The 23145-nt window shown below is 69.3% G+C and carries 28 protein-coding genes; 15 read left to right on the forward strand and 13 right to left on the reverse strand.

The window, feature by feature from the left end:
- Window positions 1–158: 158 nt before the first annotated feature.
- Both BLQ76_RS00210 and BLQ76_RS00215 read left to right on the forward strand, forming a co-directional pair.
- A complete protein-coding gene (locus tag BLQ76_RS00210; protein ID WP_090667190.1) occupies window positions 159–938 on the forward strand; it encodes a Bax inhibitor-1/YccA family protein in 780 nt (259 codons plus the stop codon).
- A gap of 142 nt (window positions 939–1080) precedes the next feature.
- Entirely contained in the window at window positions 1081–1638 is a 558-nt protein-coding gene (locus tag BLQ76_RS00215; RefSeq protein WP_090669361.1) for a GNAT family N-acetyltransferase, read from the forward strand.
- Between the two features lie 44 nt (window positions 1639–1682).
- Here the strand turns inward: BLQ76_RS00215 and BLQ76_RS00220 are convergent, their stop codons facing one another.
- The 3 genes from BLQ76_RS00220 to acnA form a co-directional block, all read right to left on the reverse strand.
- Window positions 1683–2018, reverse strand: a complete 336-nt coding sequence (locus tag BLQ76_RS00220) for a DUF2794 domain-containing protein (RefSeq protein WP_210285774.1) — start codon at window positions 2016–2018, stop codon at window positions 1683–1685.
- A gap of 156 nt (window positions 2019–2174) precedes the next feature.
- Window positions 2175–2951, reverse strand: a complete 777-nt coding sequence (locus BLQ76_RS00225; protein ID WP_090667196.1) for a DUF1223 domain-containing protein — start codon at window positions 2949–2951, stop codon at window positions 2175–2177.
- A gap of 171 nt (window positions 2952–3122) precedes the next feature.
- Complete coding sequence (acnA, locus tag BLQ76_RS00230; RefSeq protein ID WP_090667199.1) at window positions 3123–5876, reverse strand: aconitate hydratase AcnA; 2754 nt, start codon at window positions 5874–5876, stop codon at window positions 3123–3125.
- 153 nt (window positions 5877–6029) lie between these two features.
- Here acnA and ccmA point away from each other — a divergent pair, with 153 nt between their 5' ends.
- From ccmA to BLQ76_RS00260, 6 genes are read left to right on the forward strand one after another with little or no spacing between them, the layout of a single operon-like run.
- On the forward strand, window positions 6030–6881 hold the full coding sequence (gene ccmA / locus BLQ76_RS00235) for a heme ABC exporter ATP-binding protein CcmA (protein ID WP_090669364.1): 852 nt from the start codon (window positions 6030–6032) through the stop codon (window positions 6879–6881).
- On the forward strand, window positions 6881–7540 hold the full coding sequence (gene ccmB, locus BLQ76_RS00240) for a heme exporter protein CcmB (RefSeq protein WP_090667203.1): 660 nt from the start codon (window positions 6881–6883) through the stop codon (window positions 7538–7540). Before ccmA ends, ccmB begins: the two co-directional genes overlap by 1 nt.
- A 7-nt stretch (window positions 7541–7547) precedes the next feature.
- Window positions 7548–7991, forward strand: coding sequence for a GNAT family N-acetyltransferase (locus BLQ76_RS00245; protein ID WP_090667206.1), 444 nt, complete (start codon window positions 7548–7550; stop codon window positions 7989–7991).
- A 49-nt stretch (window positions 7992–8040) separates the two neighbouring features.
- Complete coding sequence (locus BLQ76_RS00250) at window positions 8041–8796, forward strand: heme ABC transporter permease (protein ID WP_090667209.1); 756 nt, start codon at window positions 8041–8043, stop codon at window positions 8794–8796.
- The gene (ccmD, locus tag BLQ76_RS00255; RefSeq protein WP_090667212.1) at window positions 8793–8939 is read left to right on the forward strand and encodes a heme exporter protein CcmD; all 147 of its coding nucleotides are present in this window, start codon (window positions 8793–8795) and stop codon (window positions 8937–8939) included. Before BLQ76_RS00250 ends, ccmD begins: the two co-directional genes overlap by 4 nt.
- Window positions 8936–9544 carry a DsbE family thiol:disulfide interchange protein gene (locus BLQ76_RS00260; protein WP_090667215.1) on the forward strand — a complete coding sequence of 203 codons (609 nt, stop codon included), beginning with the start codon at window positions 8936–8938 and terminating at the stop codon, window positions 9542–9544. Before ccmD ends, BLQ76_RS00260 begins: the two co-directional genes overlap by 4 nt.
- Before the next feature lie 7 nt (window positions 9545–9551).
- Here the strand turns inward: BLQ76_RS00260 and BLQ76_RS22635 are convergent, their stop codons facing one another.
- The 3 genes from BLQ76_RS22635 to BLQ76_RS00270 form a co-directional block, all read right to left on the reverse strand.
- Window positions 9552–9674, reverse strand: coding sequence for a hypothetical protein (locus BLQ76_RS22635; RefSeq protein WP_280140040.1), 123 nt, complete (start codon window positions 9672–9674; stop codon window positions 9552–9554).
- Window positions 9671–10897, reverse strand: coding sequence for an MFS transporter (locus BLQ76_RS00265; protein ID WP_090667221.1), 1227 nt, complete (start codon window positions 10895–10897; stop codon window positions 9671–9673). The genes BLQ76_RS22635 and BLQ76_RS00265 overlap by 4 nt, the downstream gene beginning before the upstream one ends.
- A 63-nt stretch (window positions 10898–10960) precedes the next feature.
- A complete protein-coding gene (locus BLQ76_RS00270; RefSeq protein ID WP_090667225.1) occupies window positions 10961–11323 on the reverse strand; it encodes a VOC family protein in 363 nt (120 codons plus the stop codon).
- 94 nt (window positions 11324–11417) lie between these two features.
- Between BLQ76_RS00270 and BLQ76_RS00275 the strand changes: the two genes are divergently transcribed.
- Window positions 11418–11990 carry an NUDIX hydrolase gene (locus BLQ76_RS00275; protein ID WP_090669366.1) on the forward strand — a complete coding sequence of 191 codons (573 nt, stop codon included), beginning with the start codon at window positions 11418–11420 and terminating at the stop codon, window positions 11988–11990.
- Between the two features lie 55 nt (window positions 11991–12045).
- On the opposite strand, the gene BLQ76_RS00280 is transcribed toward BLQ76_RS00275, so the two are convergent.
- The 7 genes from BLQ76_RS00280 to BLQ76_RS00305 form a co-directional block, all read right to left on the reverse strand.
- Complete coding sequence (locus BLQ76_RS00280) at window positions 12046–12897, reverse strand: tellurite resistance TerB family protein (protein ID WP_090667228.1); 852 nt, start codon at window positions 12895–12897, stop codon at window positions 12046–12048.
- A 93-nt stretch (window positions 12898–12990) separates the two neighbouring features.
- On the reverse strand, window positions 12991–13644 hold the full coding sequence (locus BLQ76_RS00285) for a septation protein A (RefSeq protein ID WP_090667231.1): 654 nt from the start codon (window positions 13642–13644) through the stop codon (window positions 12991–12993).
- A gap of 53 nt (window positions 13645–13697) precedes the next feature.
- Window positions 13698–15035 (reverse strand): signal recognition particle-docking protein FtsY, encoded by a 1338-nt coding sequence (gene ftsY, locus BLQ76_RS00290; RefSeq protein WP_244519421.1) that lies wholly within the window; start codon window positions 15033–15035, stop codon window positions 13698–13700.
- Window positions 15036–15184: 149 nt separating this feature from the next.
- A complete protein-coding gene (locus BLQ76_RS22420; RefSeq protein WP_210285752.1) occupies window positions 15185–15457 on the reverse strand; it encodes a hypothetical protein in 273 nt (90 codons plus the stop codon).
- 4 nt (window positions 15458–15461) lie between these two features.
- Complete coding sequence (gene mtaB, locus BLQ76_RS00295) at window positions 15462–16754, reverse strand: tRNA (N(6)-L-threonylcarbamoyladenosine(37)-C(2))-methylthiotransferase MtaB (RefSeq protein WP_090667237.1); 1293 nt, start codon at window positions 16752–16754, stop codon at window positions 15462–15464.
- Window positions 16751–17626 carry a diaminopimelate epimerase gene (dapF, locus tag BLQ76_RS00300; protein WP_090667241.1) on the reverse strand — a complete coding sequence of 292 codons (876 nt, stop codon included), beginning with the start codon at window positions 17624–17626 and terminating at the stop codon, window positions 16751–16753. Before dapF ends, mtaB begins: the two co-directional genes overlap by 4 nt.
- A gap of 64 nt (window positions 17627–17690) precedes the next feature.
- Window positions 17691–18455, reverse strand: a complete 765-nt coding sequence (locus BLQ76_RS00305) for a sulfite exporter TauE/SafE family protein (protein WP_090667243.1) — start codon at window positions 18453–18455, stop codon at window positions 17691–17693.
- 194 nt (window positions 18456–18649) lie between these two features.
- On the opposite strand from BLQ76_RS00305, the gene rplS reads away from it, so the two are divergent.
- From rplS to BLQ76_RS22640, 6 genes are all read left to right on the forward strand, one after another.
- The gene (gene rplS, locus BLQ76_RS00310; protein ID WP_090669369.1) at window positions 18650–19108 is read left to right on the forward strand and encodes a 50S ribosomal protein L19; all 459 of its coding nucleotides are present in this window, start codon (window positions 18650–18652) and stop codon (window positions 19106–19108) included.
- Window positions 19109–19198: 90 nt separating this feature from the next.
- Window positions 19199–20020 carry a class I SAM-dependent methyltransferase gene (locus BLQ76_RS00315; protein ID WP_090667247.1) on the forward strand — a complete coding sequence of 274 codons (822 nt, stop codon included), beginning with the start codon at window positions 19199–19201 and terminating at the stop codon, window positions 20018–20020.
- Between the two features lie 123 nt (window positions 20021–20143).
- Window positions 20144–21184, forward strand: coding sequence for a bile acid:sodium symporter family protein (locus BLQ76_RS00320; RefSeq protein ID WP_090667250.1), 1041 nt, complete (start codon window positions 20144–20146; stop codon window positions 21182–21184).
- Window positions 21185–21280: 96 nt separating this feature from the next.
- Window positions 21281–22087: a transporter substrate-binding domain-containing protein gene (locus tag BLQ76_RS00325; RefSeq protein WP_090667253.1), complete on the forward strand. Its 807-nt coding sequence runs from the start codon at window positions 21281–21283 to the stop codon at window positions 22085–22087.
- A gap of 4 nt (window positions 22088–22091) precedes the next feature.
- Window positions 22092–22916 carry an amino acid ABC transporter permease gene (locus BLQ76_RS00330; protein WP_244519422.1) on the forward strand — a complete coding sequence of 275 codons (825 nt, stop codon included), beginning with the start codon at window positions 22092–22094 and terminating at the stop codon, window positions 22914–22916.
- Between the two features lie 44 nt (window positions 22917–22960).
- Window positions 22961–23086 carry a hypothetical protein gene (locus BLQ76_RS22640; protein ID WP_280140041.1) on the forward strand — a complete coding sequence of 42 codons (126 nt, stop codon included), beginning with the start codon at window positions 22961–22963 and terminating at the stop codon, window positions 23084–23086.
- Window positions 23087–23145 lie beyond the last annotated feature (59 nt).

Here is a 23145-nt window from a genome sequence, read left to right on the forward strand (position 1 = left end):
TCCTGTTTGCCGCCCGTTATGGGCTTGTGGCGGTGCGAGTGCCTCCGCATATTTCAGCACAAGGCTTGCTGTGCGTCCCGCCAGCGGCGCCTCGACCGGAGAACGCCCGAACGGGCACCGGATGCGACACCCGACGGGACACGAGAAAGGGTACTTTCATGGCTGACAAATGGAACGCCGGTCTTCGGAGCGTTCCCGTTGCGGGAAGCCGGACCGACGCATCGATCGACCAAGGCCTGCGGTCCTACATGCTCAAGGTCTACAACCTGATGGCCATCGGGTTGCTGATCACGGGCGTGGCGGCCTATGGCGTCTTCAACCTCGCCACGACCACCGATCCGTCGCTGGCCGCGGGCCAGTTCCGCGACGTGATGCTGACCCAGCTGGGCGTCGCGGTCTTCGTGTCGCCCCTGAAGTGGGTGCTGATGCTGGCACCGCTCGCGCTGGTGATGTTCATGAGCTTCCGCATCGACCGCATGAGCGTGTCGGCGGCCCAGGCGACCTTCTGGACATATGCCGCGCTGGTCGGCGTGTCGCTGTCGACGATCTTCCTCGTCTACACGCAGGAGTCGATCGTCCAGGTCTTCTTCATCACGGCCGCCTCGTTCGGCGCGCTCTCGCTCTTCGGCTACACGACGCGTCGTGACCTGTCGGGCATGGGTTCGTTCCTGGTGATGGGCCTATTCGGCATCATCATCGCGATGTTGGTCAACATCTTCCTGCAGAGCTCGGCGCTCGGCTTCGCGATCTCGGTGATCGGCGTTCTCGTGTTCGCGGGCCTCACCGCCTACGACACGCAGCGCATCAAGGAGATGTACTGGGAAGGCGACGACACGCTGGTGGCGGGCCGCAAGGCGATCATGGGTGCGCTGTCGCTCTACCTGAACTTCATCAACATGTTCACCTTCCTTCTCTCGATCTTCGGCAACCGCAACTAAGGCCAGATCGAAGACAGCGGCAGGAATGCGAGGGGCGGTCCGCGAGGATCGCCCCTTTTTCGTGCGCGCGGGGTCGGATAGAGCGGGGACCGCGCGACGGAAAACCGACGCGTCACCTGCCGCTCCCCAAGGTTTGCGATCCATGACTGCCTTCACGCTGCGCGATGCCCGCGAGGACGACGCTCCCGCGCTCCAGCGCATCTACGCCGACGCCGTTCTCTACGGGACCGCGACCTACGAGATCGTGCCGCCCGACGCATCGGAGATGCTGAACCGCTGGCGCACGCTGACGGGGCAGGGCTATCCCTACATCGTGGCCTGCGACGCCTTGGGAGAGGTCGTCGCCTATGCCTATGCCGGCCCGTTCCGGGCACGCCCTGCCTATCGCTGGTCGGTCGAGGACTCGATCTACATCGACCCGGCCGCGAAGGGGCAGGGGCTCGGGCGCATCCTGCTCGAACGCCTCGTCGAACTCTCGCAGGAACTCGGCTTCCGTCAGATGATCGCGGTGATCGGTGGTGCCGATCACCAGCCCTCGATCCGGCTGCACGAGCGCGCTGGCTTCCGCCATATCGGTATCTTCGAGGGGTCCGGCTTCAAGTTCGGGCGCTGGATCGACACGGTGCTGATGCAGCTCGAACTCAACGGCGGCAAGGCCACGCTGCCGGACGAGACACGCTATCCCGGCACGCTCCTGTAGCCGTCGCGGTCAAACTGGAGGGAGGAGGCCGTCTCCTCGCCTCGTCAGTCCTCGACGAGTTTCAGTTTGCCGTCGAACACCCTCAGGACCTGCGCAAGGTCCTGACCGCGCTTCATCACGAGCCCACCCGCGGCCACCACGCTGTAGGCGCCCTGGCGGCGCGCGAGCTTCGGGTTCTTCTCGACGCGAAACAGCGGCATCTCCGACGATCGTCGAAAGATCGAGAACACCGCTCGGTCCTTCAGCATGTCGATCGCATAGTCGCGCCATTCGCCGGCCGCCACCATGCGCCCGTAGACGCGCAGGATCTCGCTGAGTTCAACCCGGTTGAAGCTGACCACGGGCAGCCCCGTTCCCCGCACGGCGCCGAGGTCGATCAGCGCGGCGGAGGTTTCGGTCGCATCGGTCACAGGCACACGTCCCTCTTCGCTCCGTGCGGAGGCCGCGCCTGGCGGGAGGCGCGCGACCACGCGTCACGGCTCTGTCATCCTGTCACGGAAATGGTCGGCCGCGAAGCGGGTTGCAACCTCGAGCGCTCAGAAGTCGAGCGCGGCGGCCGAAAGGATCGTGGAGGGCTGGTCGTTCTCGTCGACGCTTTGAACCAGAACCGCGCAGCCGGCGCCCTGCGTCGCCTCCACCAGCATCGTGAGCGGAACCGAGACCTCGAGCGGCTCGTCCTTGAGCGTCCCGACGACGCGCCAGTCCCGCACCGCCTGGCTGTCCACCATCTCGCGCCCCCGGTTCTCGCCGTCCTCAACGCGGGTGACCGTGCGGGCGGCGTAGGTGACGAGCATCACGACCGGCGCCCGGCCGTTCGGCGATGCCGCGGCCGGCTCGGCCCGCAGCGTCAGGGTCTCGCCGTCGCTCGTGAGGTCGACGCGGGGGCGGGAGGCCGCGGCCTGCCGCAGGTCGTGGCGGGCGAGGGTCGCGCGCAGAACCGCGCCGTCCCCGCCCGGCAGCGCGATCCGGCCGTTGACCACGGCCTGGGGTGTCGCGAGCGGCCCGCTCTTGATCTGACGCGCATAATCGCGCTGCCGCTCGCCGTTGCGGTTCGAGCCCAGCGTGTCGCGCCACCCGATATAGTCCCAGTAGTCGACGTGATAGGAGACGACCACAAGCCCCGCGTCTCGCCGCAGATCGCGGATCACGGTCTCGGCCGCCACACAATCGGCGCAGCCCTGGCTCGTGAAGAACTCCACCACGCCCCGCACCGTGTCGCTGCTGGCGCGACGCTCGCCCGCGACACCCACGCTCGGCAGGCAGGCGGCCGCCGCGAGGACGAAGGCGAGGAAGCGGACAGCTGACGGGATCATGGGCGGGGCGCTTCGACGGGACCGGTGACCTCGTCAACATATGGCAACCTGGGCACTCGCTCACCGTGCGCTCCGGTCAATCGTGGGTGACCGGACGGTGATGACGCCCCCCGAAACGACGAACGCCGCCCCGAGGGACGGCGTTCGCGCAGCAAGCGGAGAGAGCTCGCCTCAGGCGGCGAGCTGGCGCAGGACGTAGGGCAGGATGCCGCCGGCGCGGAAGTATTCCAGCTCGTCCAGCGTATCGATGCGGCAGAGCAGCGGAACGTCGAGAACCTCGCCGTTGGCCCGCGTGATGCGCACGTTCACCGTCTGGCGCGGCTTGACGTCGGCCAAGCCCTCGATCGTGACGGTCTCGTCGCCCTTCAGGCCGAGCGACTGCCAGCTCGTGCCTTCCTGGAAGACGAAGGGCACGACGCCCATGCCGACGAGGTTCGAGCGGTGGATGCGCTCGAAGCTCTGCGCGATCACGGCGCGCACGCCGAGAAGCACGGTGCCCTTGGCCGCCCAGTCTCGGCTGGAGCCGGTGCCGTACTCCTTGCCCGCGAAGACGACCGTCGGAACGTCCTCGTTCTGGTAGCGCATCGCCGCGTCGTAGATCGGCAGCTGCTCTCCGGACGGGAAGTGCTTGGTGATGCCGCCCTCGATGCCCGGCACCATCTGGTTCTTGATGCGGATGTTGGCGAACGTGCCCCGCATCATGACCTCGTGGTTGCCGCGGCGCGCGCCGTAGCTGTTGAAGTCCACCGGGCGGACCTGGTGCGACACAAGGTAGTCGCCCGCCGGGCCGTTCTTCTTGATCGAACCGGCCGGCGAGATGTGGTCGGTGGTGATCGAGTCGAGGAAGAGCGACAGGATGCGGGCGTTGTGGATGTCGGTGACGGGCTTGGGCGTCATCGTCATGCCCTCGAAGTAGGGCGGGTTCTGCACGTAGGTCGAACGGTCGTCCCAGTCGTAGGTCTGCCCCTCCGTGACCGTGATCTGCTGCCAGTGCCGGTCGCCCTTGAAGACGTCGGAGTAGCGGGTCTCGAAGAGATCACGCGTCACCGTCTTGCGCACGATGTCGCTGATCTCCTGCGTGGAAGGCCAGATGTCGCGCAAGAAGACGTCGTTTCCGTTCTGATCCTGGCCGAGCGCGTCGCGCGTGATGTCGACGAACATCGAGCCGGCGATGGCGTAGGCGACAACCAGCGGCGGCGAGGCGAGGTAGTTCGCCCGCACGTCCGGGTTCACGCGGCCCTCGAAGTTGCGGTTGCCCGACAGCACCGACACGGCCACGAGGTCGTTCTCGTTGATCGCCTCGGAGATCGCCTCCGGCAGCGGGCCGGAGTTGCCGATGCAGGTCGTGCAGCCGTAGCCGACGAGGTTGAAGCCCATCGCATCCAGATCGCCCTGGAGGCCGGCCTTCTCGAGATACTCGGTCACCACCTGCGATCCGGGTGCGAGCGAGGTCTTCACCCAGGGCTTCACCTTGAGGCCGAGCGCATGCGCCTTGCGGGCGACGAGGCCGGCGGCGACCAGCACGTTCGGGTTCGAGGTGTTGGTGCACGAGGTGATCGCCGCGATCACGACGTCGCCGTCGGCGATGCCGTGGGTGGCGCCCTGCACGTTGTGGCGCACGGTCTCGGGCGTCTTGTGCGGGGGCACGGCGCCCTCGTCCATGAAGCGCGAGTCACCGACCGAGTCGGGAAGCTCGCTCTTCTTGCGGCCGCCCTGCAGCTCGATGAGCGCCTCGCGGAACTTCGCCGAGGCGTCGGTCAGAGCGACGCGGTCCTGCGGACGCTTCGGGCCGGCGAGCGAGGGCACGACGGTGGACAGGTCGAGCTCCAGCGTGTCGGTGAAGACCGGCTCGGCCGCGCCCGCCTCGTAGAACATGCCCTGCGCCTTGGCGTAGGCTTCCACCAGCGCGATGCGGTGCTTGTCGCGGCCCGTCGCGTCGAGGTAGCCGAGCGTGTCCTTGTCGATCGGGAAGAAGCCGCAGGTCGCGCCGTATTCCGGCGCCATGTTGGCGATCGTCGCCTGATCTTCCAGCGTGAGGTTGGCCAGGCCCGGGCCGTAGAACTCCACGAACTTGCCGACCACACCCTTCTTGCGCAGCATCTGCGTGACGGTGAGCACGAGGTCGGTCGCGGTGGTGCCTTCGGGCAGACGGCCGTCGACGCGGAAGCCGATCACTTCCGGGATCAGCATGGAGACGGGCTGGCCGAGCATGGCCGCCTCGGCCTCGATGCCGCCGACGCCCCAGCCGAGCACCGCCAGGCCGTTCACCATGGTGGTGTGCGAGTCGGTGCCGACCAGCGTGTCGGGATAGGCGACGGTCTCGCCGTTCTCCTCCTTCGTCCAGACGGTCTGGGCGAGGTATTCCAGATTCACCTGGTGGCAGATGCCGGTGCCCGGAGGCACGACGCGGAAGTTGCGGAACGCGCCCGAGCCCCAGCGCAGGAACGTGTAGCGCTCGCCGTTGCGGTCGTACTCGACGTCGACGTTCTTCTGCGCGGCGTCGGGCTGGGCGAAGTAGTCGACCATGACCGAGTGGTCGATCACGAGGTCGACCGGCACGAGCGGGTTGATCTTGTCGGGATCGGCACCGAGGTTCTGCGTGGCGTCGCGCATGGCGGCGAGATCCACCACGGCCGGAACACCGGTGAAGTCCTGCATCAGCACGCGCGCCGGACGATAGGCGATCTCGTGGCCAGCCGTGCCGCGGTCGTCCAGCCAGCGCGCCATGGCGCGGATGTCGTCGGCCTTGACGGTGCGGTCGTCCTCGTTGCGCAGAAGGTTCTCGAGAATGACCTTCAGCGAGTAGGGCAGGCGCGAGGCGCCCGTCAGACCGTTGGCTTCCGCCGCCTTGAGATCGAAGTAGACGTATTCGCGACCCTCGACGTTGAGGGTTCGGCGGCTCTTGAAGCTATCGGGATGGGCCATGAGGTCTCGTTCCTTGTCGAACCGTTGGATGTCCGAAAGGCGAACGACCGCCGCGCCCGCGAGGCGCGGGTGCGTTGGAAGATGCGGGTGCGACCATTTCCGCCCGTCCGCCTCGGGCCCCGCCGGGAATGCGGGCCGCGTGAGATCGGCGCTATGTGGCCCGCGCCGGTCGCTGGCACGGTTGGGTGCCTTATAGGCAAGTTTGTAACGGCTATAAAGGGCGAGACACGCGCCTTTGACGAAAATTGCGGCGGAGCGTTTCCGCGAGGTTTGCGCCGCGTGCCCTTGCCATCGGGCGGCGCGCTCCGCACAAGGGCACCAGCCTGCCATGCCGAGAGTTCGAGGCCGCTTCCGACCTTGCCGACGCTTCGACTTCTGGAACTGACCTGGGGCCGCGAGGGCAGGGCGCTCGCACCGGCGCTCGACCTGCAACTCGCGGACGGCGAGGCGCTCGCGGTCACCGGCCCGAACGGGGCTGGCAAGTCGACGCTCCTGCGCACGCTCGCCGGGCTGCTTCCGCCGGTCTCGGGCGCGGCCCGGATCGACGGCTGGCGAAACGCCGCGGGCGAGGAAGAGGCGCGCATCAGCCGCGCCGCGCATTATCTCGGCCACCGCAACGCCCTGAAGCCGACGCGCCGCGTTTGCGCCGAGCTCGCCTTCTGGCATCGGACCGGCGGCCTCGATCCGGCGGAAGCGCTGGACGCGGTCGCGGTTCCGCGCGTTCGCGACCTGCCGTGCGCGGCGCTCTCGGCAGGCCAGGCGCGGCGCGTCGCCATCGCGCGTCTTCTCGTCGCGCCCCGACCGGTCTGGCTACTGGATGAACCGAGCGCGGCGCTCGACGCCGATGCCACGACGCGCTTGTCGGCGCTGTGTCGCGACTTTCTGGCCCGGGGCGGGATCATCGCGGCGGCGACCCATCTGCCGCTCGGGCTCGACGCACGCGAACTGCGCCTGCGCGAGCCCATCACCTCGTCCGTCCCGTCGGACGGCTGGAGCGACTGGTGATGGGCGCCCTGTTCCGCCGCGACCTTCGGCTGCTTCTCACCGGCTCTGGCGGCGGGGCAACCGGCATCCTCTTCTTTCTGGCCGTCGTCGCCACGATTCCCTTCGGCGTCGGGCCGGACCTGGCGCTTCTGTCACGAATCGGCCCCGCGATCCTCTGGATCGGCGCGCTTTTGTCCGCGCTCCTGTCGCTCGACCGCCTGTTCCAGCCGGACCGCGAGGACGGCACGCTCGACCTCTACCTGATGGGAGAGCTGCCGCTGCCGCTCGTGGTGCTCGCCAAATGCGCGGCGCTGTGGTGCGCGAGCTGCCTTCCGCTCGTGGCGGCGAGCCCGCTTCTCGGCCTGCTGCTTGCCGTCGAGCCGCCGGCGCTCCTTGCTTCCGCGCTGACGCTCCTGGTCGGGACGCCCGCGATCGTCCTGATCGGGGCCGTCGGCGCGGCGGTCGCGAGCGCGCTGCCGCGCGGCGGCGTCCTCGTCTCGGTCCTCACCCTGCCGCTCTGCGTGCCGGTGCTGATCTTTGGCGTTTCGGCGACCTTCGGCGCGGTGGACGCGGTCGCGCCCTTCCGCGCACCGTTCCTGATCCTGTGCGCGCTGACGCTTCTCTACGGAGCGATCGGCCCGATCGCCGCCAGCGCCGCGCTGCGTGCCGCCAACGACTAGAGGCTTGATGACCTACACGTTCCATGCCGAAACGCCCTCGGTCGACGACTACCGACGCCTGCGGGCCATCTCGGGCCTCAGCATCAAGAGCGAGGAGGCCGCGCTGCGGGGGCTTCCCAACACGTGCCACGCCGTGGTCGCGCGGGCGGACGGTCGCACGGTCGCGATGGGCCGCGTCATCGGCGACGGCGGCTGCCACTTCCAGATCGTGGACATGGCGGTCGAGCCGGAGCACCAGGGGCGGGGCATCGGCAAGCGCATCTTCGCCGACCTCGTCGCCTGGCTGCGCGAGACGGCGCCGGACACCGCCTATGTCAGCCTGATCGCCGACGGCGACGCGCGACACCTCTACTCCAAACAGGGCTTCGAGCCGGTGATGCCGGCCTCGATCGGCATGGCGATGTGGGTCCACGGCTTTCCCGGACGGGCCGACGGTTTGCGCGAGGCGTAGGACCGTTCTAAACCAACGGCATGCCCCGGAGCCCGGACCTCGCCCTTCCATGAGCCGCATCGACACCGTGCGCCCCTCGCGCTTTGCGCTTCTGGCCAATCCGACGCGCTTCCTGGAGATCTCGGGGCGCGTCCTGCCTTATGCCTACGGCGCGGCGGCGGTTCTGCTGGTCGCGGGGCTCGCCATGGCGCTGCGCGCGCCCGAGGACTACCAGCAGGGCATCACGGTGCGCATCCTCTTCGTGCATGTACCCTTTGCCTGGCTCTCCATGATGACCTGGACGGTGATGAGCCTGTCGGCGCTCGGCCTTCTCGTCTGGCGCCACCCCATCGCCGAGGTCGCGATCCGCACCGCCGCGCCGATCGGTGCGGTCTTCACGTTCCTGTGCCTCTTCACCGGCTCGGTCTGGGGCCGGCCCATGTGGGGGACGTGGTGGGTTTGGGACGCGCGCCTCACCTCGGTCTTCGTCCTGTTCCTGATGTATCTCGGCCTGATCGCTCTGACGCGCGCCTTCGACGAGCCGCAGCGGGCGGGCCGCATGAGCGCCGTCTTCGTGCTGGTCGGCTTCCTCGTCATCCCGATCATCAAGTTCTCGGTGGACTGGTGGAACACGCTGCACCAGCCCGCCAGCGTCCTGCGCATGGATGGTCCCTCGATGGACGCGAGTTATCTCTGGCCGCTCTTCCTGTGCGCGGCCGGCTTCACGCTTCTGTTCTTCGCCCTGCATCTCACCGCGATGCGAACCGAGCTTCGCCGCCGACGTATCGCGAGCCTCGAGCGCCGCCGGGCGGGAGCTGTCGCTTGAGCGCGTCCTACGTCTGGTTCGTCGGCGCGGCCTACGGCATGTCGGCGCTCGCCATCGGCGCGCTCGCGCTGTGGATCGCGGTGGATGCCGTGCGCACCCGACGTCGCCTCGCCAGTCTCGACGCCGAGCGGGGCAGGCCATGACCGCACCCGGCGAAACGGCGCCCTCGCGCCGTCGGCGCGTTTCCGTGGCGCTACTGCCGCTCGTCGTCTTCACGGCGCTGGCGGGCCTCTTTCTCTACCAGCTGCGCTCGGGCCACGACCCGCAGTCGCTGCCCTCCGTCCTGATCGGCCGCGCCGCGCCGGAAACCGTGCTGCCGCCGCTGGAGGGTCTGCGGGCGGCGGACGGAAGCGCCGTGCCGGGCCTTGCAATCCGGGGCGGCGACGGGCGGCCGCGCCTCGTCAACGTCTTCGCGTCGTGGTGCGGCCCCTGCCGCGAGGAGCATCCGCTGCTTCTGGCCCTGGCGCGCGACCCGCAGCTGCGAGCGCTCGGCCTGCGCATCGAGGGCCTCAACTACAAGGACGCGCCGGATAACGCGCTTGGCTTCCTCGGCGACCTCGGCAATCCGTACGATGCGGTGGGCACCGACCAGGCGGGTCGCTCGACGATCGACTGGGGGGTCTACGGCGTGCCGGAAACGTTTCTCGTCGGAGCCGACGGCACGATCCTGTGGAAGCAGACCGGACCCTTGACGCCGGATGCCGTGCGGCGCGGCCTTCTGCCGGCGTTGGGTGCGCCCGCCCGCTGACCTCGGCCTACAGGCAGAAGCCGAAGGCCATGCCGGTCCAGATGCGCGGGCCCGCCAAGCTCCATAGGGCCAGCCCCGAGGCGCCCGCCAGCGCCAGCACCGCGATCGTCGTGAGATCCGCGCGCGTCATGCCGCGGCCGCCTCTCGCTCGATGCGCCGGTCCCGGATCGGCAGGTTGACGAGACCGGCGAGGACGCCGAGCGCGATCGAGATCGTCCACACGATGTCGTAGGAGCCGGTCGCGCGGTAGGCGAGGCCCGCCCCGAACGCGCCGCAGAAGGCCCCGATCTGATGGCTCATGAACACGATGCCAAACAAGGTCGACAGGTGGCGCACGCCGAAGATCTGACCGACGAGGCCGCTCGTCAGCGGCACCGTGCCGAGCCACAGGAAGCCCATGGCGCAGGCGAACAGCGTCGCCGAAAGGGGCGTGAAGGGCAGGGCTAGGAACACCGCGAAGACCACCGCCCGGCCGAGATAGATCGCGGCCAGAACGTTGCGCTTGCGCAGCCGGTCGGCCGAAAGCCCGAAGACATAGGACCCGATGATGTTGAAGAGGCCCACCAGCGCCAGCGCGCGGGCACCGACCGCCGGATCGAGCCCCTGGTCGGCGAGGAAGGCGGGCAGGTGCGTGGACACAAAGGCGATGTGGAAGCCGCAGACGAAGAAGCCGGCGTTCAGAAGCCAGTAGCCCGGATGGCGCGCCGCCTCGGCCAATCCGTCGCGGAGCGTACCGGCTCCCGCCGGCAGGGCGCGCGATGCGCCGGGCGAGCTCGGCACGCTGCGAATGCCCCGGGCCAGCGGCACCATCAACGCGGCCAGCCCAGCACCCGCCAGAAGCATGCCGCGCCAACCCAGCGCCTCGATCCCGAGCTGCGTCGCGGGCACGAGCAGGAACTGGCCGAACGAGCCGCCCGCCGTCACGATGCCGAAGGCCACGCCGCGCCGCTCCGGCGGCACCAGCCGACCGACGGCCCCCAGCACCACCACGAACGTCACGCCGGTCATGGCCAGGCCCAGGAGGAAGCCGAGCGTCAGGTGGAGGCCGAGCGCGTTCGAAACAGCTGCCGAGAGCGCGAGCGCGGCCGCGTAGACGAGGCCGCCGACGGCCGCGACGCGCCCCGCGCCCCAGCGGTCGGCGACCGCGCCGACGAAGGGCTGCGCGAGGCCCAGCATCAGGTTCTGGATCGCGATGGCCAGCCCGAAGGCCTCGCGACCGACGCCGAGGTCCACCTCGATCGGGCGCAGAAGCAGGCCGAAGCCCTGGCGCAGTCCCATCGCGATCGTGACGATTGTCGCGCCGCACAGGAGCGCGACGACGGCTTGGCGCGACAGGGCGGGCGGCGAGGGCATGGGCGGGCGACCGGGCTGCGGAACGGGACGCGGAGCTTAACGCCTTGCCGTCCGCTTGCCGAGTCAGGCCGGTTCCAGAAATTCGATGCGGTTGCCGAACGGGTCGTCGGCGTAGAAGCGCCGGAAGCCCGGCAGCGGCTCGTCGTCGCGCACGACATACCCGGCCGCCGCAACGCGAGCGCGCAAGACCGCAAGGTCCGAAACCCGTAACGCCGGGTGGGCCTTGCGAGCCGGCCGGAAGTCGCGCTCGACGCCCAGATGGACATGCGCCCCGCCGGACGCGAACCAGACGCCACCACGCCCATGCAGCGATTCGGGCTTCGGTTGTTCCGTCATGCCCAGTGTCTCGCCGTAGAAGTGGCGCGCGGCCGCCTCCTCGCCGGCGGGCATGGCGAGCTGGACGTGGTGGAGTGCTTCGATCGGCATGGGGACTCCGCTGGGAAGACGGCATCATCGCATGTTGGACGGCTTGCCGCACGAGGCCTCGCCGCCGGGAGGCCGCCGCCCATTTCATCGCCTCATGAGCGATCCCCTTTTGCCCTCCTTCACCCTCCGCATACCCGAAGGCGATGGCCTGCCGCGCAAGGTCTGCGACCACTGCGGCTTCGTCGCCTACGAGAACCCGAAGATCGTCGTCGGCTCCGTGGTGCGGGCCGACGACACGGTGCTCCTGTGCCGGCGCGCGATCGAGCCGCGCCGGGGCTTCTGGACCATCCCGGCGGGCTACATGGAACTGAACGAGACGCCGGAGGAGGGCGCGATCCGCGAGGCCCACGAGGAGGCCGGCGCCCGTATCGCCATCGAGCGTCTGCTGGCGGTCTACTCGGTGCCGCGCATCAGCCAGGTGCAACTCATCTTCCGCGCGACGCTGGAGGACCGTGGTCTGGAGGCCGGGCCCGAAAGCCTGGAGTTGCGCCTGTTTCGGTGGGACGACATTCCATGGGACGAACTCGCCTTCCCGTCGGTCCATTGGGCGCTCAACCACGAACGCGAGGCGACGGCCGGCGCGAGCCCCGTGCCGTTCGGCAACCCGGCGGGCGCGGCCGGCACGCATATGCCGGACGGCCGCCCGCTACCGGTCGGCGATTTCTAGGGTCGGCTCAGCCGGGCTTCGGCACTCCGACTGAGCGGCTTCCGAACCGAACCCGTCAGCGCTCCCGCGCCTCGTCGGTCGTACGGCGGATCTCCGCGACCAGCGCGGGATCGAGGTCCAGCCGTGCGGCCAGCATGTCGAGATAGGCGCGCTCGGCGGGATGATCGGGATCGATCGCGATCACCGAGGCCGTGTAGACCTCGACCGCGACCTCGTGGCTCGGCGTGCGGCGCACCAGCTCGTCGATCGAAAGCGGTCGGCGCAGCTCGTCCATGAGCGCGCCCTTCTCGTCGGGCTCGAGGTCGAGATCGTCGATGCGCCCGAAGATGGCGGCCTCCTCGTCGCGATCGATGTAGCCGTCGGCCTTGGCCGCCGCGATCATCGCCGACAGGAGAAGGCGGGCTCGCTCCTCGGCCTCTTCGGCACGGGGCTGGAAGGGCGTCGCGGCGGCGGACGGAATGCTGGAGGGACCGACCGGGCGGGGGAAGGGCGCGGCGCCCTGGCCAGCGCGTGACGCGTCCTGCTGCGCCTGGTAGTTGGTCCAGGCCTTGTAGCCGAGGCCCGCCACGAGCGCGAGACCGCCGAGCTTGAGGGCGGAGCCGCCCAAGCCCTTCGTGGCCCTGCCCTTCAGGAGCTGCGAGGCGAGGCCGCCGGCCAGCGCGCCGCCGATCGCCTTGCCGGCCAGGCCGCCGCCGCCCGAACGCGAACCCGCGCCGCCGCCGAGAACCTGTCCGACCAGTCCGCCCAGCCCGCTCGTGCCGCCGCCGCTGCGCCCCGAAAGCGCCGCCTGCGCGATGCGGCCGAGATCGCCTCCAAGACCGCCTCCACTACCATGCGGCGGCATCGCGCGGCGGCTGCCGCCATGCGTTCCGAGGAACTGGTCGAGAAGCTTCTGGGCGTCGATCATGAGCGGATCCTCATCAGGCCGGGGTATCCGTCCATCTGGGGTCCGCCGCGCCGCGCGCAACGCTCGCGAGGGCGCGAGCCGGACGATGCGCGGTCAACTCTTCTTGTCGAACAGCGGCTCCAGCGAATGACGCTTCAGGAGCGGGATCTGAGTCAGCATGAAGATCATGGTGATGGGCATGGTCGCCCACACCTTGAAGGCGACCCAGAAGTCGGTCGAGAAGTTGCGCCACACGACCTCGTTGACCACGGCCAGCACCACGAAGAACAGGCCCCAGCGCAGCGTCAGCTTGCGCCATCCCTCGTCGTCGAGCTTGAACGCCTGGTCGAACACGTAGCCGAGCAGTGGCTTGCCGAAGGCGAGGCCGCCCAAAAGCACCGCCGCGAACAGGCCGTTCACGATGGTCGGCTTCATCTTGATGAAGACCTCGTCCTGCAGCCACAGCGTCAGTGTGCCGAAGACCACGACCACGAGCCCCGAGACGATCGGCATGATCGGCAGGGTGCGCGTCAGCGCGTAGGAGACGGCGAGCGCGATCACGGTCGCCGCCATGAACAAAGCGGTCGCCACGAAGAGCGGGCCGCCGAGCTCGGCCAAAGCCGGAAAGCGCGCGACGATCGCCTCGCCGCGGGAGTTGGCGAAGAAGAAGACGACGAGCGGCCCGAGCTCCAGCGCCAGCTTCAGGAGCGGGTTGATCTCGGGCTTGGCGGGCGCGTTGGGCGCCGGCTCGATGATGCGTTCGGTCATGACGGTCTGTTCCAGAAAGGTCCGCCCCATCATAGGGATGAGGCGGGCGGAAGTCAGGCGGTGCCAGCGCGGCCCGCAATGGCCTCGGCGAAGTCGCGCGCCTTGAAGGGCTCGAGGTCGTCGATACCCTCGCCGACGCCCACGAAGAAGACCGGCAGCTTGTGCTTGGCGGCGATGGCGACCAGGATGCCGCCGCGCGCCGTGCCGTCGAGCTTGGTCATCACGAGACCGTTGACGCCCGCGACGTTGCGGAAGATATCCACCTGGCTGAGCGCGTTCTGGCCCGTGGTCGCGTCGAGCGTCTGGAGCACGGTGTGCGGCGCGTCGGGCACGCGCTTCTGGAGGACGCGCACGATCTTGGCGAGCTCGTCCATCAGCTCCGCGCGGTTCTGCAGCCGCCCGGCCGTGTCGATGATCAGGACGTCGGAGCCGTTGCGCACCGCCTCGTCGTAGGCCTCGAAGGCGAGGCCCGCCGCATCGGCCCCGATCGCCTTGGCGACAACCGTCGAGCCGGTGCGCTCGCCCCAGATCTTGAGCTGTTCGACGGCCGCCGCGCGGAACGTGTCGCCGGCCGCCAGCGTGACGGAAAGGCCGCCGCGCCGGAGCTTGGCGGCGAGTTTGCCGATCGTGGTCGTCTTGCCCGTACCGTTGACGCCCACCACCAGCATGACATGCGGCTTCACCGACAGATCGAGCTCGAGCGGGAGGGCGACCGGCGCAAGGGCCTTCTCGACCTCCTCGGCGAGGATGGCGCGCACGGCCTCGCCGGAGATCTCGCGGCCGAAGCGCCCGTCCGACAGGCGGTCCGTGATCCGCAGCGCCGTTTCGACGCCGAGATCGGCCTGGATCAGAACGTCCTCGAACTCCTGCAGCGTGGTCTCGTCGAGGCGACGCTTGGTGAACAGCGCGGTGATCTGGCTGCCAAGCTGGTTCGAGGAGCGCGACAGACCCTCTCGCAGGCGCTGAAAGAAGGGGCGACGGGGCTCGGCCGTGAGCGCCGCCTCGACACGGGCTTCCTTGAGGCTCCACCCCTCGCCGTCCACCGGCAGGCGCGAGGGCGGCGCGGGGATCGGCGCAAGGCCCGGTATGCCGTCGAGCGGTCCGCCCGCCACCGGCGAGAGCGCGACGTCGACACGGTCCGGCGCATCGGATCCCGGCGCGAACGGGGCGGCGTCGGGCTCCTCGGGCGGCAGCGGCGCGTCGAGCCAGGCGAACTCGTCGTGGTCGGCCGGCGCCGGTTCGTCGCGATGCGTCGCGACCGCGACAGGCTCCGGCTCGATCGCGACGCCGCCGTCGTTCTCGGCAAGCGTGCGTTCGACCTCGGTCTGTGCGGGCAGCGCAGGCGCCGGCGTCTCAAGAGGGGTGATGTCGAAGGCCGGGACATCGCCCACCGGCCGGTCGTCGGCCTCGCGCTCGGGCGAAAGGCCCGGCTCCTCGAGCCACGAAAAGTCCCCGGCCGGCTCGGCCTCGGGTGCGAGCGGCTCATCGAGGAAGGCGGTGGAATCGTCGTCCCTCGGCGGATCGACGGGGGCCGGTGCCCCTAGTTCAGAGTTTTTTTTTCCGTATCGGCGCTCGGCGGCCGCGGCGTGAGCGGCGTGATGCCGCCGGTGACCGGCTCCGACGCATCGGCGCCCGCCTCGGCGTCGGCGTTGGTCGCGGCCGCTGCCGGCTGGTGGATCTCGGGGTCCAGGGCTCCGTCGCGCTTGGCGGTCGTGTCGTTGACGCGCGGCAGTTCGCTTTCGGGCGATACGCGCTCTTCTTCCTTCGCTCCGAAGGAGAAGATGCGACGGAAGAAGCCCTTTTGTTCGCTCATGACGTCAAGGTCCGATCAGGGGGCCGGAAGCGGCCGAGAGGGGCGCGGCGTGAAGCTCGCCGCCGCTTTGAAGGCTCAAGGTAGCGTCCACGATCGCGCCGGGGAGGCCGGCGGCGATCTGGACGCTCGTGAAGTCCGGACAGCGCCCGCGACCGCCGCGCTCGACGAGCACCGGCAGCCGTGCGCCGTCGAGCCTCGCCACATGGCGACGCTCGGCGGCCGCGCCGATCGCGCGTAGCCGCATCGCCCGCTCGCGAATCACCGGGCCTGGAACGGGCGGCATCCTGGCCGCGGGCGTACCGGGCCGCGCGGAATAGGGGAAGACGTGCAGGCGCGTCAGCCCCGCTTCGCCCACGAAGCGCTCGGTCGCCTCGGCCATGGCGTCGGTCTCGGTCGGGAAGCCGGCGATCAGGTCCGCGCCGATCACGATCTCGGGACGCCGATCAAGCACCTCCCGGCAGAAGCGCAGGGCGTCGTCGCGCGTGTGCCGCCGCTTCATGCGCTTCAGCACCATGTCGTCACCTGACTGGAGCGAGAGGTGAAGGTGGGGCATCAAGCGCGGCTCGCCGCAGATCAGCTCCACCAAAAGCGGGTCGGCCTCGATCTGGTCGATCGAGGACAAGCGCAGGCGCGGCAGGTCCGGCACGAGGCGCAGGATCTGGGAGACCAGGTTTCCGAGCTTCGGCGCGCCCGGCAGGTCCGCACCCCAGCTCGTCAGGTCGACGCCGGTCAGCACGATCTCGGCGACGCCGCCTTCCGCGATGCGGCGCGCCTGACGCACGATCTCGCCTGCCGGCACCGAGCGCGAGGGGCCGCGCCCGAAGGGGATGATGCAGAAGGTGCAGCGGTGATCGCAGCCGTTCTGGATCTGAAGGATGGCGCGGGCCCGGTTCTCGATCGCCTCCACCATGTGGCCGGCGGTCTCGCGAACGCTGGCCAGGTCGTCGATGCGCAGCTTCTCGCTCGGCCCGAAGTGCGACAACGTCGCCCAGGTCTCGGATCGCAGCTTGGCGTCGTTGCCGATCACGGCATCGACCTCGGGCATGGCGGCGAAGGCCGCGCCCTCGGTTTGCGCAGCGCAACCGGTCACGACGAGACGCGCATTGGGATGAAGGCGACGCAGGCGGCGCACGCTCTGCCGGGCCTGTCGCACGGCCTCGGACGTGACCGCGCAGGTGTTCACCACCACGAGCGGCTCGCCCGACGCCCCTTGGGCAGTGCGCCGGATGACCTCACCCTCGAGTGTGTTCAGGCGGCAGCCGAAGTCGTGGACCTCGACGGGCGAAGAGCGCGTCATGCGGGCTCGTCGCGGGTGAACGCGCCGGTGGCGGGATCGAGCCGGCCCGACCATTCCCACTCGGCCGGTCCGGTCATCAGGACGTGGTCGTCCTCGACCCGCCATTCGATCTGGAGGTCGCCGCCCGGCACCGTGACGGTCAACACGCGCTCGGTGCGGCGCGTGCGCGCGGCGGACACGGCCGCCGCGCAGGCCGCCGTTCCGCAGGCAAGCGTCAGGCCGGCGCCGCGCTCCCAGGTGCGGATGCGCAGGTGCGTGCGGCTGATCACCTGCGCGAGCGTGATGTTGGCGCGGTCCGGGAAGATCGGATGGTTCTCGAGGATCGGCCCGAAGCGATCCAGCGCGTGCGCCTCGACGTCGTCCACCCAGAACACCGCGTGCGGGTTGCCCATCGAGACGGCGGACGGCGAGTGCAGCACCGGCGCATCGATCGGTCCGATCTGCAGCTCGATGGCGCGCGTGTCGTGAAACTCCTCGGCGAGCGGGATGTCGGCCCAGCCGAAGCGGGGGCTTCCCATGTCCACGGTGATCAGGCCGTCGTCACGCTCGCGCGCCTCGACGATGCCGCCCAGCGTCTCGAACACGAAGTCCTGCAGGCCCGTTTCCGAGCTGAGCGCCTGCACGACGCAGCGGGTGCCGTTGCCGCAGGCACCCGCCTCCGACCCGTCGCTGTTGAGGATGCGCACATGGGCGACGGTGCCCTCCAGGCGCGGGTCGTGGATCGCCATGATCTGGTCGAAGCGCGTGGCGGGATCGGCGTCGAGCGCGCGCGCGGCGTCCGGCGTGATGCGGTCCGCCCGCCCGCGCAGGTCCGCGACCAGGATCTGGTTGCCGAGCCCGTTCATGCGGGCGAAGGGAACGTCTATGCTCATGGGGCGACCGGGGACGTGGGTTCAGGGCGCATATGGCAGGGCCGGATCGCGGATGCCAACGGCCTCACGCGATGCTGTTGCGCCAGAAGTAGTAGACCGCCAGCAGGAGTCCGACCGCGATCACCACGACGCGCACGGCGTTCTGCGGCACGCGCTTGGCGATCCACACCCCGGCATAGCCGCCGACCGCGACGCCGGGCGCCATCACCAGAACCTCGATCCAGGCCACCACGCCGCCCGATACGAAGACGAAGATCGCGACCACCGCGATCACGGTCGCCAGCATGTTTTTGAGCGCGTTGAGCCGGTGGTAGTCGCCGCCCTGCGTCAGGCCGAGGGTCGCCAGCATCATGATGCCCATGCCGGCCCCGAAGAAGCCGCCGTAGATCGCGGTCGGAAGCTGCACCACGGCCGGTGCCAGGCCACGCCCGCGCGCCGCCTCGGCGGCATGCCGGGGCTTGGGTTTCAGCCAGGGACCGGCCGCAAAGAGCGCGGTGGCCGCCACGAGGAGCCAGGGCACCAGGGCCTGGAATTGCGGGTTGTCGAGCGAGAGCAGAAGAAAGGCGCCGCCGAGCGAGCCGAGGACCGAGGCGGCGCACAGCACGAGCGCCCCGCGCCACATGCGCCGGATGTCGCTCCAGTAGGCCAGCGTCGAGGTGACATAGCCCGGCAGCTGGACCACGGAGGAGGTGGCGTTGGCCGAAATCGGCGGCACGCCCGCCAGCGTCATGGCGCCGAAGGTCAGGAACGTTCCTCCGCCCGCCACCGCGTTGATCGCGCCGCCGAGAAAGCCGGCCAGGAACAGGAGGATCGCGATCGAGAGGGTCATGGAAGCCGTGTTCCGGGGCGGAGCTGGACCTGCCCTTACGCGATGCGTTGCGCACGCGAAAGCGCTTCCGCGCCGGCGTCTCGACAAGCCGGGACGATGCGTGTATGGGAGCCGCCTCGAACCTCAAAACAACTTGACCGTGCTTCACGGCCATGACCGGCTCCGCCGGCATGCAACGAACCGAGGCTGACGCCATGGACATCATCGCCGAACTCAACGCGCAGGAAGAAGCGCGCATCGCGGCCATCCGCACGCTGCCGACCTTCTCTCCCGGCGACACGCTGCGCGTGAACGTGCGCGTTACGGAAGGCACGCGCACCCGCGTTCAGGCCTATGAGGGCGTCTGCATCGCGCGTTCGGGCGGCGGCATCCAGGAGAACTTCACGGTTCGCAAGATCTCCTACGGCGAGGGCGTCGAGCGCGTTTTCCCGGTCTACTCGCCGATGCTGGAGTCGGTCGAGGTCGTGCGCCGCGGCCGCGTGCGTCGCGCCAAGCTCTACTACCTGCGCGACCGTCGCGGTAAGTCGGCCCGTATCGTCGAGGCGACCAACGCCCGCTCGCGCAAGCTCAATGACGACGCCCGCCAGGTGGCCGCCGACGAGCGCGCCAAGGCCGACGCCGCCAAGGCAGCCTCGAAGGAAGCCGCCGAGTAAGGTCGGCGACGACATCGTCCTGCAACGCAGGGCCGCGATACGAGGCGTTCCGAGCGATCGGGGCGCCTTTTTCGCATGGAGGAAACCGTAATGGATCCGTACAGGCAAGCCAATCTTTTGAACTGGAACGAGCGGGCCGCGCTGCACAGCACCGACACGACAGGCTCCTACCGGATCGCCAAGGTGCTGGCCGGCGGGTCCTCGCTTCACGCGATCGAGGAAGGTGAGATCGGCGACATCACCGGGCTCGACGTCGTGCATCTCCAGTGTCACATCGGCCTCGACACGCTGTCGCTAAAGCACCTGGGCGCGCGCTCGGTCGCCGGGCTCGACTTCTCGCCGGTGGCGATCGCGGCGGCGAACGACTTCGCCCGGCGGGCCGGAACCGAGGCGCGCTTCGTGGAGGGCGTGGTGGAGGCCGCGCCGGACCTTCTCGGGCGCGCATGCTTCGATCTCGCCTTCGTGACCTGGGGCGCGATCAACTGGCTTTCCGACATCGAGCTCTGGGCGCGGACCGTCGCGGCGCTGCTGCGGCCCGGCGGGCGCCTCTATCTCCTCGAGGGCCATCCGCAGATGAACCAGTGCGAGCTGCGCGACGGGCGGCTTGCGTTCGAGTTCCCGCATACCGGCGCCACGCGCGACCCGCTCGCCTTCGACGAGGCGCAGACCTACACGGGCGACGCGCGCAAGCTGGAGGCAACGCGCAACTACGAGTGGATCCACCCGCTCGGTTCGATCGTCGGGGCGCTTCTGGCGGCGGGGCTGCGGCTCGACTTCCTCCACGAGCACGACCGCATCGCCTGGCGGGCCTTCGAGGGCATGGTCGAGGACGGGGAGGACCTGTTCCGCCTGCCGCCCGGCATCGCGGCTCCGCCACTCGCCTTTTCGATCGGGGCGAGCCGACCGCGCTAGCGGCGGCGGGCCGGAACGGCCGATCCCGCCCGACGGCGGGGCTGGCGGGTGGCCAAGGCGGCTCGGGAGGTATATCCCCCGAACCGTACCCATCAGTCTCGCGAACCTTCCGGCCGCTCTCCCATGTCGATCCGCTCCGCCATCAACCGCCTTCCCGTCGATCGCTTTCTCCTGATGATGATCGCGACCATCGCGCTCGCCGCCTTTCTGCCGGCGCGCGGACAGGTGGCGGAGGCCTTCGACTGGGTGGTGTTCGCCGCGATCGCGCTGCTCTTCTTCCTCTACGGCGCGCGCATCTCGCCCCAGGCAGTCTGGGCGGGCCTGCTTCACTGGCGTCTGCAGGGTCTGGTGTTCCTGTCGACCTTTGCGCTGTTCCCGCTGATCGGCCTCGTCGCCTCGCCGATCGCCGACGCCGTTCTACCGGCCGAGCTCGCCTTCGGCATCCTGTTCGTCACGCTGCTGCCGTCCACGGTGCAGTCGTCTATCGCCTTCACCTCGATCGCGGGCGGCAACGTGCCCGCCGCGCTCACCAGCGCCTCGGTCTCGAACCTTCTCGGCGTCCTCGTCACGCCGGCGCTCGTGCTGCTGCTCGCCCATGCGCAGGGCGGCGGCTTCTCGTTCGACGCCATCACCAAGATCGCGGTCCAGATCCTCGTGCCCTTCGCGCTCGGTCAGCTCTTCCGTCCGCTGATCGGCGGCTGGCTCGGACGCCACAAGAAGCTGACGCAGGTCGTCGATCGCGGTTCGATCCTGCTCGTCGTCTACGCAGCCTTCAGCGAGGGCATGGTGGCGGGCGTGTGGTCGCAGCTCGGTCTCGGGGACCTCGCCACCGTTGTCGCCTTCGACGTCGTGATCCTGGCGATCGTGCTTGCCTTCACGACGGCCGCCGCGCGCCTCTTCGGCTTCACGAAGCCCGACGAGATCGCGATCGTCTTCTGCGGCTCCAAGAAGTCGATGGCGACCGGCATTCCGATGGCGGGCATCCTGTTCCCCGGTCATGCGCTGGCGCTGATCGTCCTGCCGCTCATGCTGTTCCACCAGATCCAGCTCTTCGCCTGCGCGACGCTCGCCCAGCGCTACTCGCGCCAGACGGCCGCCGTTCCCGAGACGACGGCTGCGGAGGCGATGAACAAGGAACAGGCGGCCGTCGGATTGAAGGTCTGAGGAACCGCCTCGAATCGGCAGTCCATGCCTTGGCAAGTCGCTGTCCCGCATGAGAGTTTCGTCGCGTCTCCCACCCATCAGGAACGCGCTTCTCCCATGAACCGTCGCCAGACGCTCCGCCTCGCCCTCGCGTTGTCCTTCGCCGGTTTGGCCGGTTCCGCCCTCGCGCAGCAGGCGCCGCTGCCCGATCTCGGCGGGCGCGAGGTGCGGATCGTCACCGAGAATGCCTATCCCCCGCTCCAGTTCGTCGATCCGGCGAGCGGGCAGGCGATCGGCTGGGAGTACGACGCCATGGCGGAACTCGCCAAGCGGCTGAACTTCAAGCCGGTCTACGGCAACGCCTCGTGGGATGCGATGATCGGCGCCGTTTCCGCGGGCCAGTTCGACATGGGCATGACCGGCATCACCATTCGCGACGACCGGCGGGAGAAGGTGGACTTCTCGAACCCCTATATGCGCTCGCAGATGGTCATGCTCGTTCGGGGCGACGAGACGCGCTTCACCGACGTCGCTTCGTTCAAGGGCCTTGCGGATGGCCTCGTCGGTGCGCAGGCCGGCACGACGCCTTTCTACACGGCGGTCTACGAGGTGCTCGACGGCAACGAGCAGAACCCGCGCATCAAGCTCTTCGAAACCTTTGGCGCGCAGGTGCAGGCTTTGCGCACGGGCGACGTCGATCTCGTGCTCACCGACGGCACGGCCGGCGAGGGCTACGTGCGCATGTCGGATGGTGCGCTGAAGATCGTCGGCCAGCCGCTCGGCACCGAGGATTTCGGCTTCATCTTTCCCAAGGGCTCCGATCTCGTCGCGCCGATCAACGCCGGCATCGCGGCTCTTCAGAACGACGGCACGCTCGCCGCGCTGACGAAGAAATGGTTCCTCGACTACAAGCTCGGCCAGTAGCCGCTTGACCGCATCTCCTGCCCGGCGCGCCGCGCATGGCTTGCGGGCACCGGACTTTCCGTGGTGGCTGGCGGCGCTCGCATGCCTGGCGGTGGGCGTCGCGCTCGCGATCGCTCTCGATCCTGCCTATCGGCAGATCCTCGTCATCCTGTCGACCGGCGTCGTCACGACGATCGTCGTGACCGCCGTTGCCTTTGCGGGCGCGCTGGCGCTGGGGCTGCTCGTGGCGCTCGCCGGGCGTTCGCGCAACCGCGTCCTTCGCAACGCGGCGCGCTTCTATGTCGAGGTCATCCGCGGCGTGCCGGTGCTGGTGCTTCTGTTCTGGATCGCGTTCGCCGCGATGCCGCTGCTGGTCTCGGCCTGGAACGGCGCCACCAGCCCGTTGCGAGCGCTCGGGCTCGTCGGTGAGCTGCAGGTGCGCGACGTGTCGCTTCTGGCGCGTGCGGTGATCGCGCTGGTGATCGCCTATTCCGCCTTTGTCGCCGAGATCGTGCGCGCCGGCATCGAGGCGGTGCCGCGGGGTCAGGTCGAGGCGGCCGAGGCGCTCGGCCTCAACCGCTGGCGACGGATGCGCCATGTGGTTCTGCCCCAGGCGATCCGCACCGTCCTGCCGCCGCTCGGCAACGATCTGGTCGCGATGGTGAAGGACTCCTCGCTCGTCTCGGTGCTCGGCGTCGCCGACATCACCCAGATGGGCAAGGTCTTCGCGGCAGGCTCCTTCCGCTTCATGGAGACCTACTCGGTCGTCGCCTACCTCTATCTCCTGATGACGGTGACGCTGTCGCTCGGCGTGCGGGCCCTGGAGCGGCGGTTGCGCGCCGGGCGATAGCGCCGACCGTTGCCAAGGCGGCTGGGTGGGCGTATTTTGGAACCATGCCAAGCGCCGCACAGCCCTGTCTGCTGCCGACCACGCTGGGGTTTTCCCCGGTCGAGGACCGCGCGCGCATGCCCGGCCGCTTCTTCTACCGGCAGATCTCGCGCGTCCACCTTCCGCGCTGACGGTTCCGGCGCCTAGCGGCGTCCGCTCTCCTATTTCCGTCTCACCGGTCCCGGCTCTC

Source organism: Aureimonas jatrophae, from assembly GCF_900104035.1.
Taxonomy (GTDB): domain Bacteria; phylum Pseudomonadota; class Alphaproteobacteria; order Rhizobiales; family Rhizobiaceae; genus Aureimonas; species Aureimonas jatrophae.

Excerpts from the sequence above, each read along its gene's own strand:
- BLQ76_RS00210 (WP_090667190.1), top strand. The coding sequence starts at position 159 with ATGGCTGACAAATGGAACGCCGGTCTTCGGAGCGTTCCCGTTGCGGGA.
- BLQ76_RS00215 (WP_090669361.1), top strand. The coding sequence starts at position 1,081 with ATGACTGCCTTCACGCTGCGCGATGCCCGCGAGGACGACGCTCCCGCG.
- BLQ76_RS00225 (WP_090667196.1), bottom strand. The coding sequence starts at position 2,951 with ATGATCCCGTCAGCTGTCCGCTTCCTCGCCTTCGTCCTCGCGGCGGCC.
- acnA (WP_090667199.1), bottom strand. The coding sequence starts at position 5,876 with ATGGCCCATCCCGATAGCTTCAAGAGCCGCCGAACCCTCAACGTCGAG.
- ccmA (WP_090669364.1), top strand. The coding sequence starts at position 6,030 with ATGTGGCCCGCGCCGGTCGCTGGCACGGTTGGGTGCCTTATAGGCAAG.
- ccmB (WP_090667203.1), top strand. The coding sequence starts at position 6,881 with ATGGGCGCCCTGTTCCGCCGCGACCTTCGGCTGCTTCTCACCGGCTCT.
- BLQ76_RS00245 (WP_090667206.1), top strand. The coding sequence starts at position 7,548 with ATGACCTACACGTTCCATGCCGAAACGCCCTCGGTCGACGACTACCGA.
- BLQ76_RS00250 (WP_090667209.1), top strand. The coding sequence starts at position 8,041 with ATGAGCCGCATCGACACCGTGCGCCCCTCGCGCTTTGCGCTTCTGGCC.
- BLQ76_RS00260 (WP_090667215.1), top strand. The coding sequence starts at position 8,936 with ATGACCGCACCCGGCGAAACGGCGCCCTCGCGCCGTCGGCGCGTTTCC.
- BLQ76_RS22635 (WP_280140040.1), bottom strand. The coding sequence starts at position 9,674 with ATGACGCGCGCGGATCTCACGACGATCGCGGTGCTGGCGCTGGCGGGC.
- BLQ76_RS00265 (WP_090667221.1), bottom strand. The coding sequence starts at position 10,897 with ATGCCCTCGCCGCCCGCCCTGTCGCGCCAAGCCGTCGTCGCGCTCCTG.
- BLQ76_RS00270 (WP_090667225.1), bottom strand. The coding sequence starts at position 11,323 with ATGCCGATCGAAGCACTCCACCACGTCCAGCTCGCCATGCCCGCCGGC.
- BLQ76_RS00275 (WP_090669366.1), top strand. The coding sequence starts at position 11,418 with ATGAGCGATCCCCTTTTGCCCTCCTTCACCCTCCGCATACCCGAAGGC.
- BLQ76_RS00280 (WP_090667228.1), bottom strand. The coding sequence starts at position 12,897 with ATGATCGACGCCCAGAAGCTTCTCGACCAGTTCCTCGGAACGCATGGC.
- BLQ76_RS00285 (WP_090667231.1), bottom strand. The coding sequence starts at position 13,644 with ATGACCGAACGCATCATCGAGCCGGCGCCCAACGCGCCCGCCAAGCCC.
- BLQ76_RS22420 (WP_210285752.1), bottom strand. The coding sequence starts at position 15,457 with ATGAGCGAACAAAAGGGCTTCTTCCGTCGCATCTTCTCCTTCGGAGCG.
- mtaB (WP_090667237.1), bottom strand. The coding sequence starts at position 16,754 with ATGACGCGCTCTTCGCCCGTCGAGGTCCACGACTTCGGCTGCCGCCTG.
- dapF (WP_090667241.1), bottom strand. The coding sequence starts at position 17,626 with ATGAGCATAGACGTTCCCTTCGCCCGCATGAACGGGCTCGGCAACCAG.
- BLQ76_RS00305 (WP_090667243.1), bottom strand. The coding sequence starts at position 18,455 with ATGACCCTCTCGATCGCGATCCTCCTGTTCCTGGCCGGCTTTCTCGGC.
- rplS (WP_090669369.1), top strand. The coding sequence starts at position 18,650 with ATGGACATCATCGCCGAACTCAACGCGCAGGAAGAAGCGCGCATCGCG.
- BLQ76_RS00315 (WP_090667247.1), top strand. The coding sequence starts at position 19,199 with ATGGATCCGTACAGGCAAGCCAATCTTTTGAACTGGAACGAGCGGGCC.
- BLQ76_RS00320 (WP_090667250.1), top strand. The coding sequence starts at position 20,144 with ATGTCGATCCGCTCCGCCATCAACCGCCTTCCCGTCGATCGCTTTCTC.
- BLQ76_RS00325 (WP_090667253.1), top strand. The coding sequence starts at position 21,281 with ATGAACCGTCGCCAGACGCTCCGCCTCGCCCTCGCGTTGTCCTTCGCC.
- BLQ76_RS22640 (WP_280140041.1), top strand. The coding sequence starts at position 22,961 with ATGCCAAGCGCCGCACAGCCCTGTCTGCTGCCGACCACGCTGGGGTTT.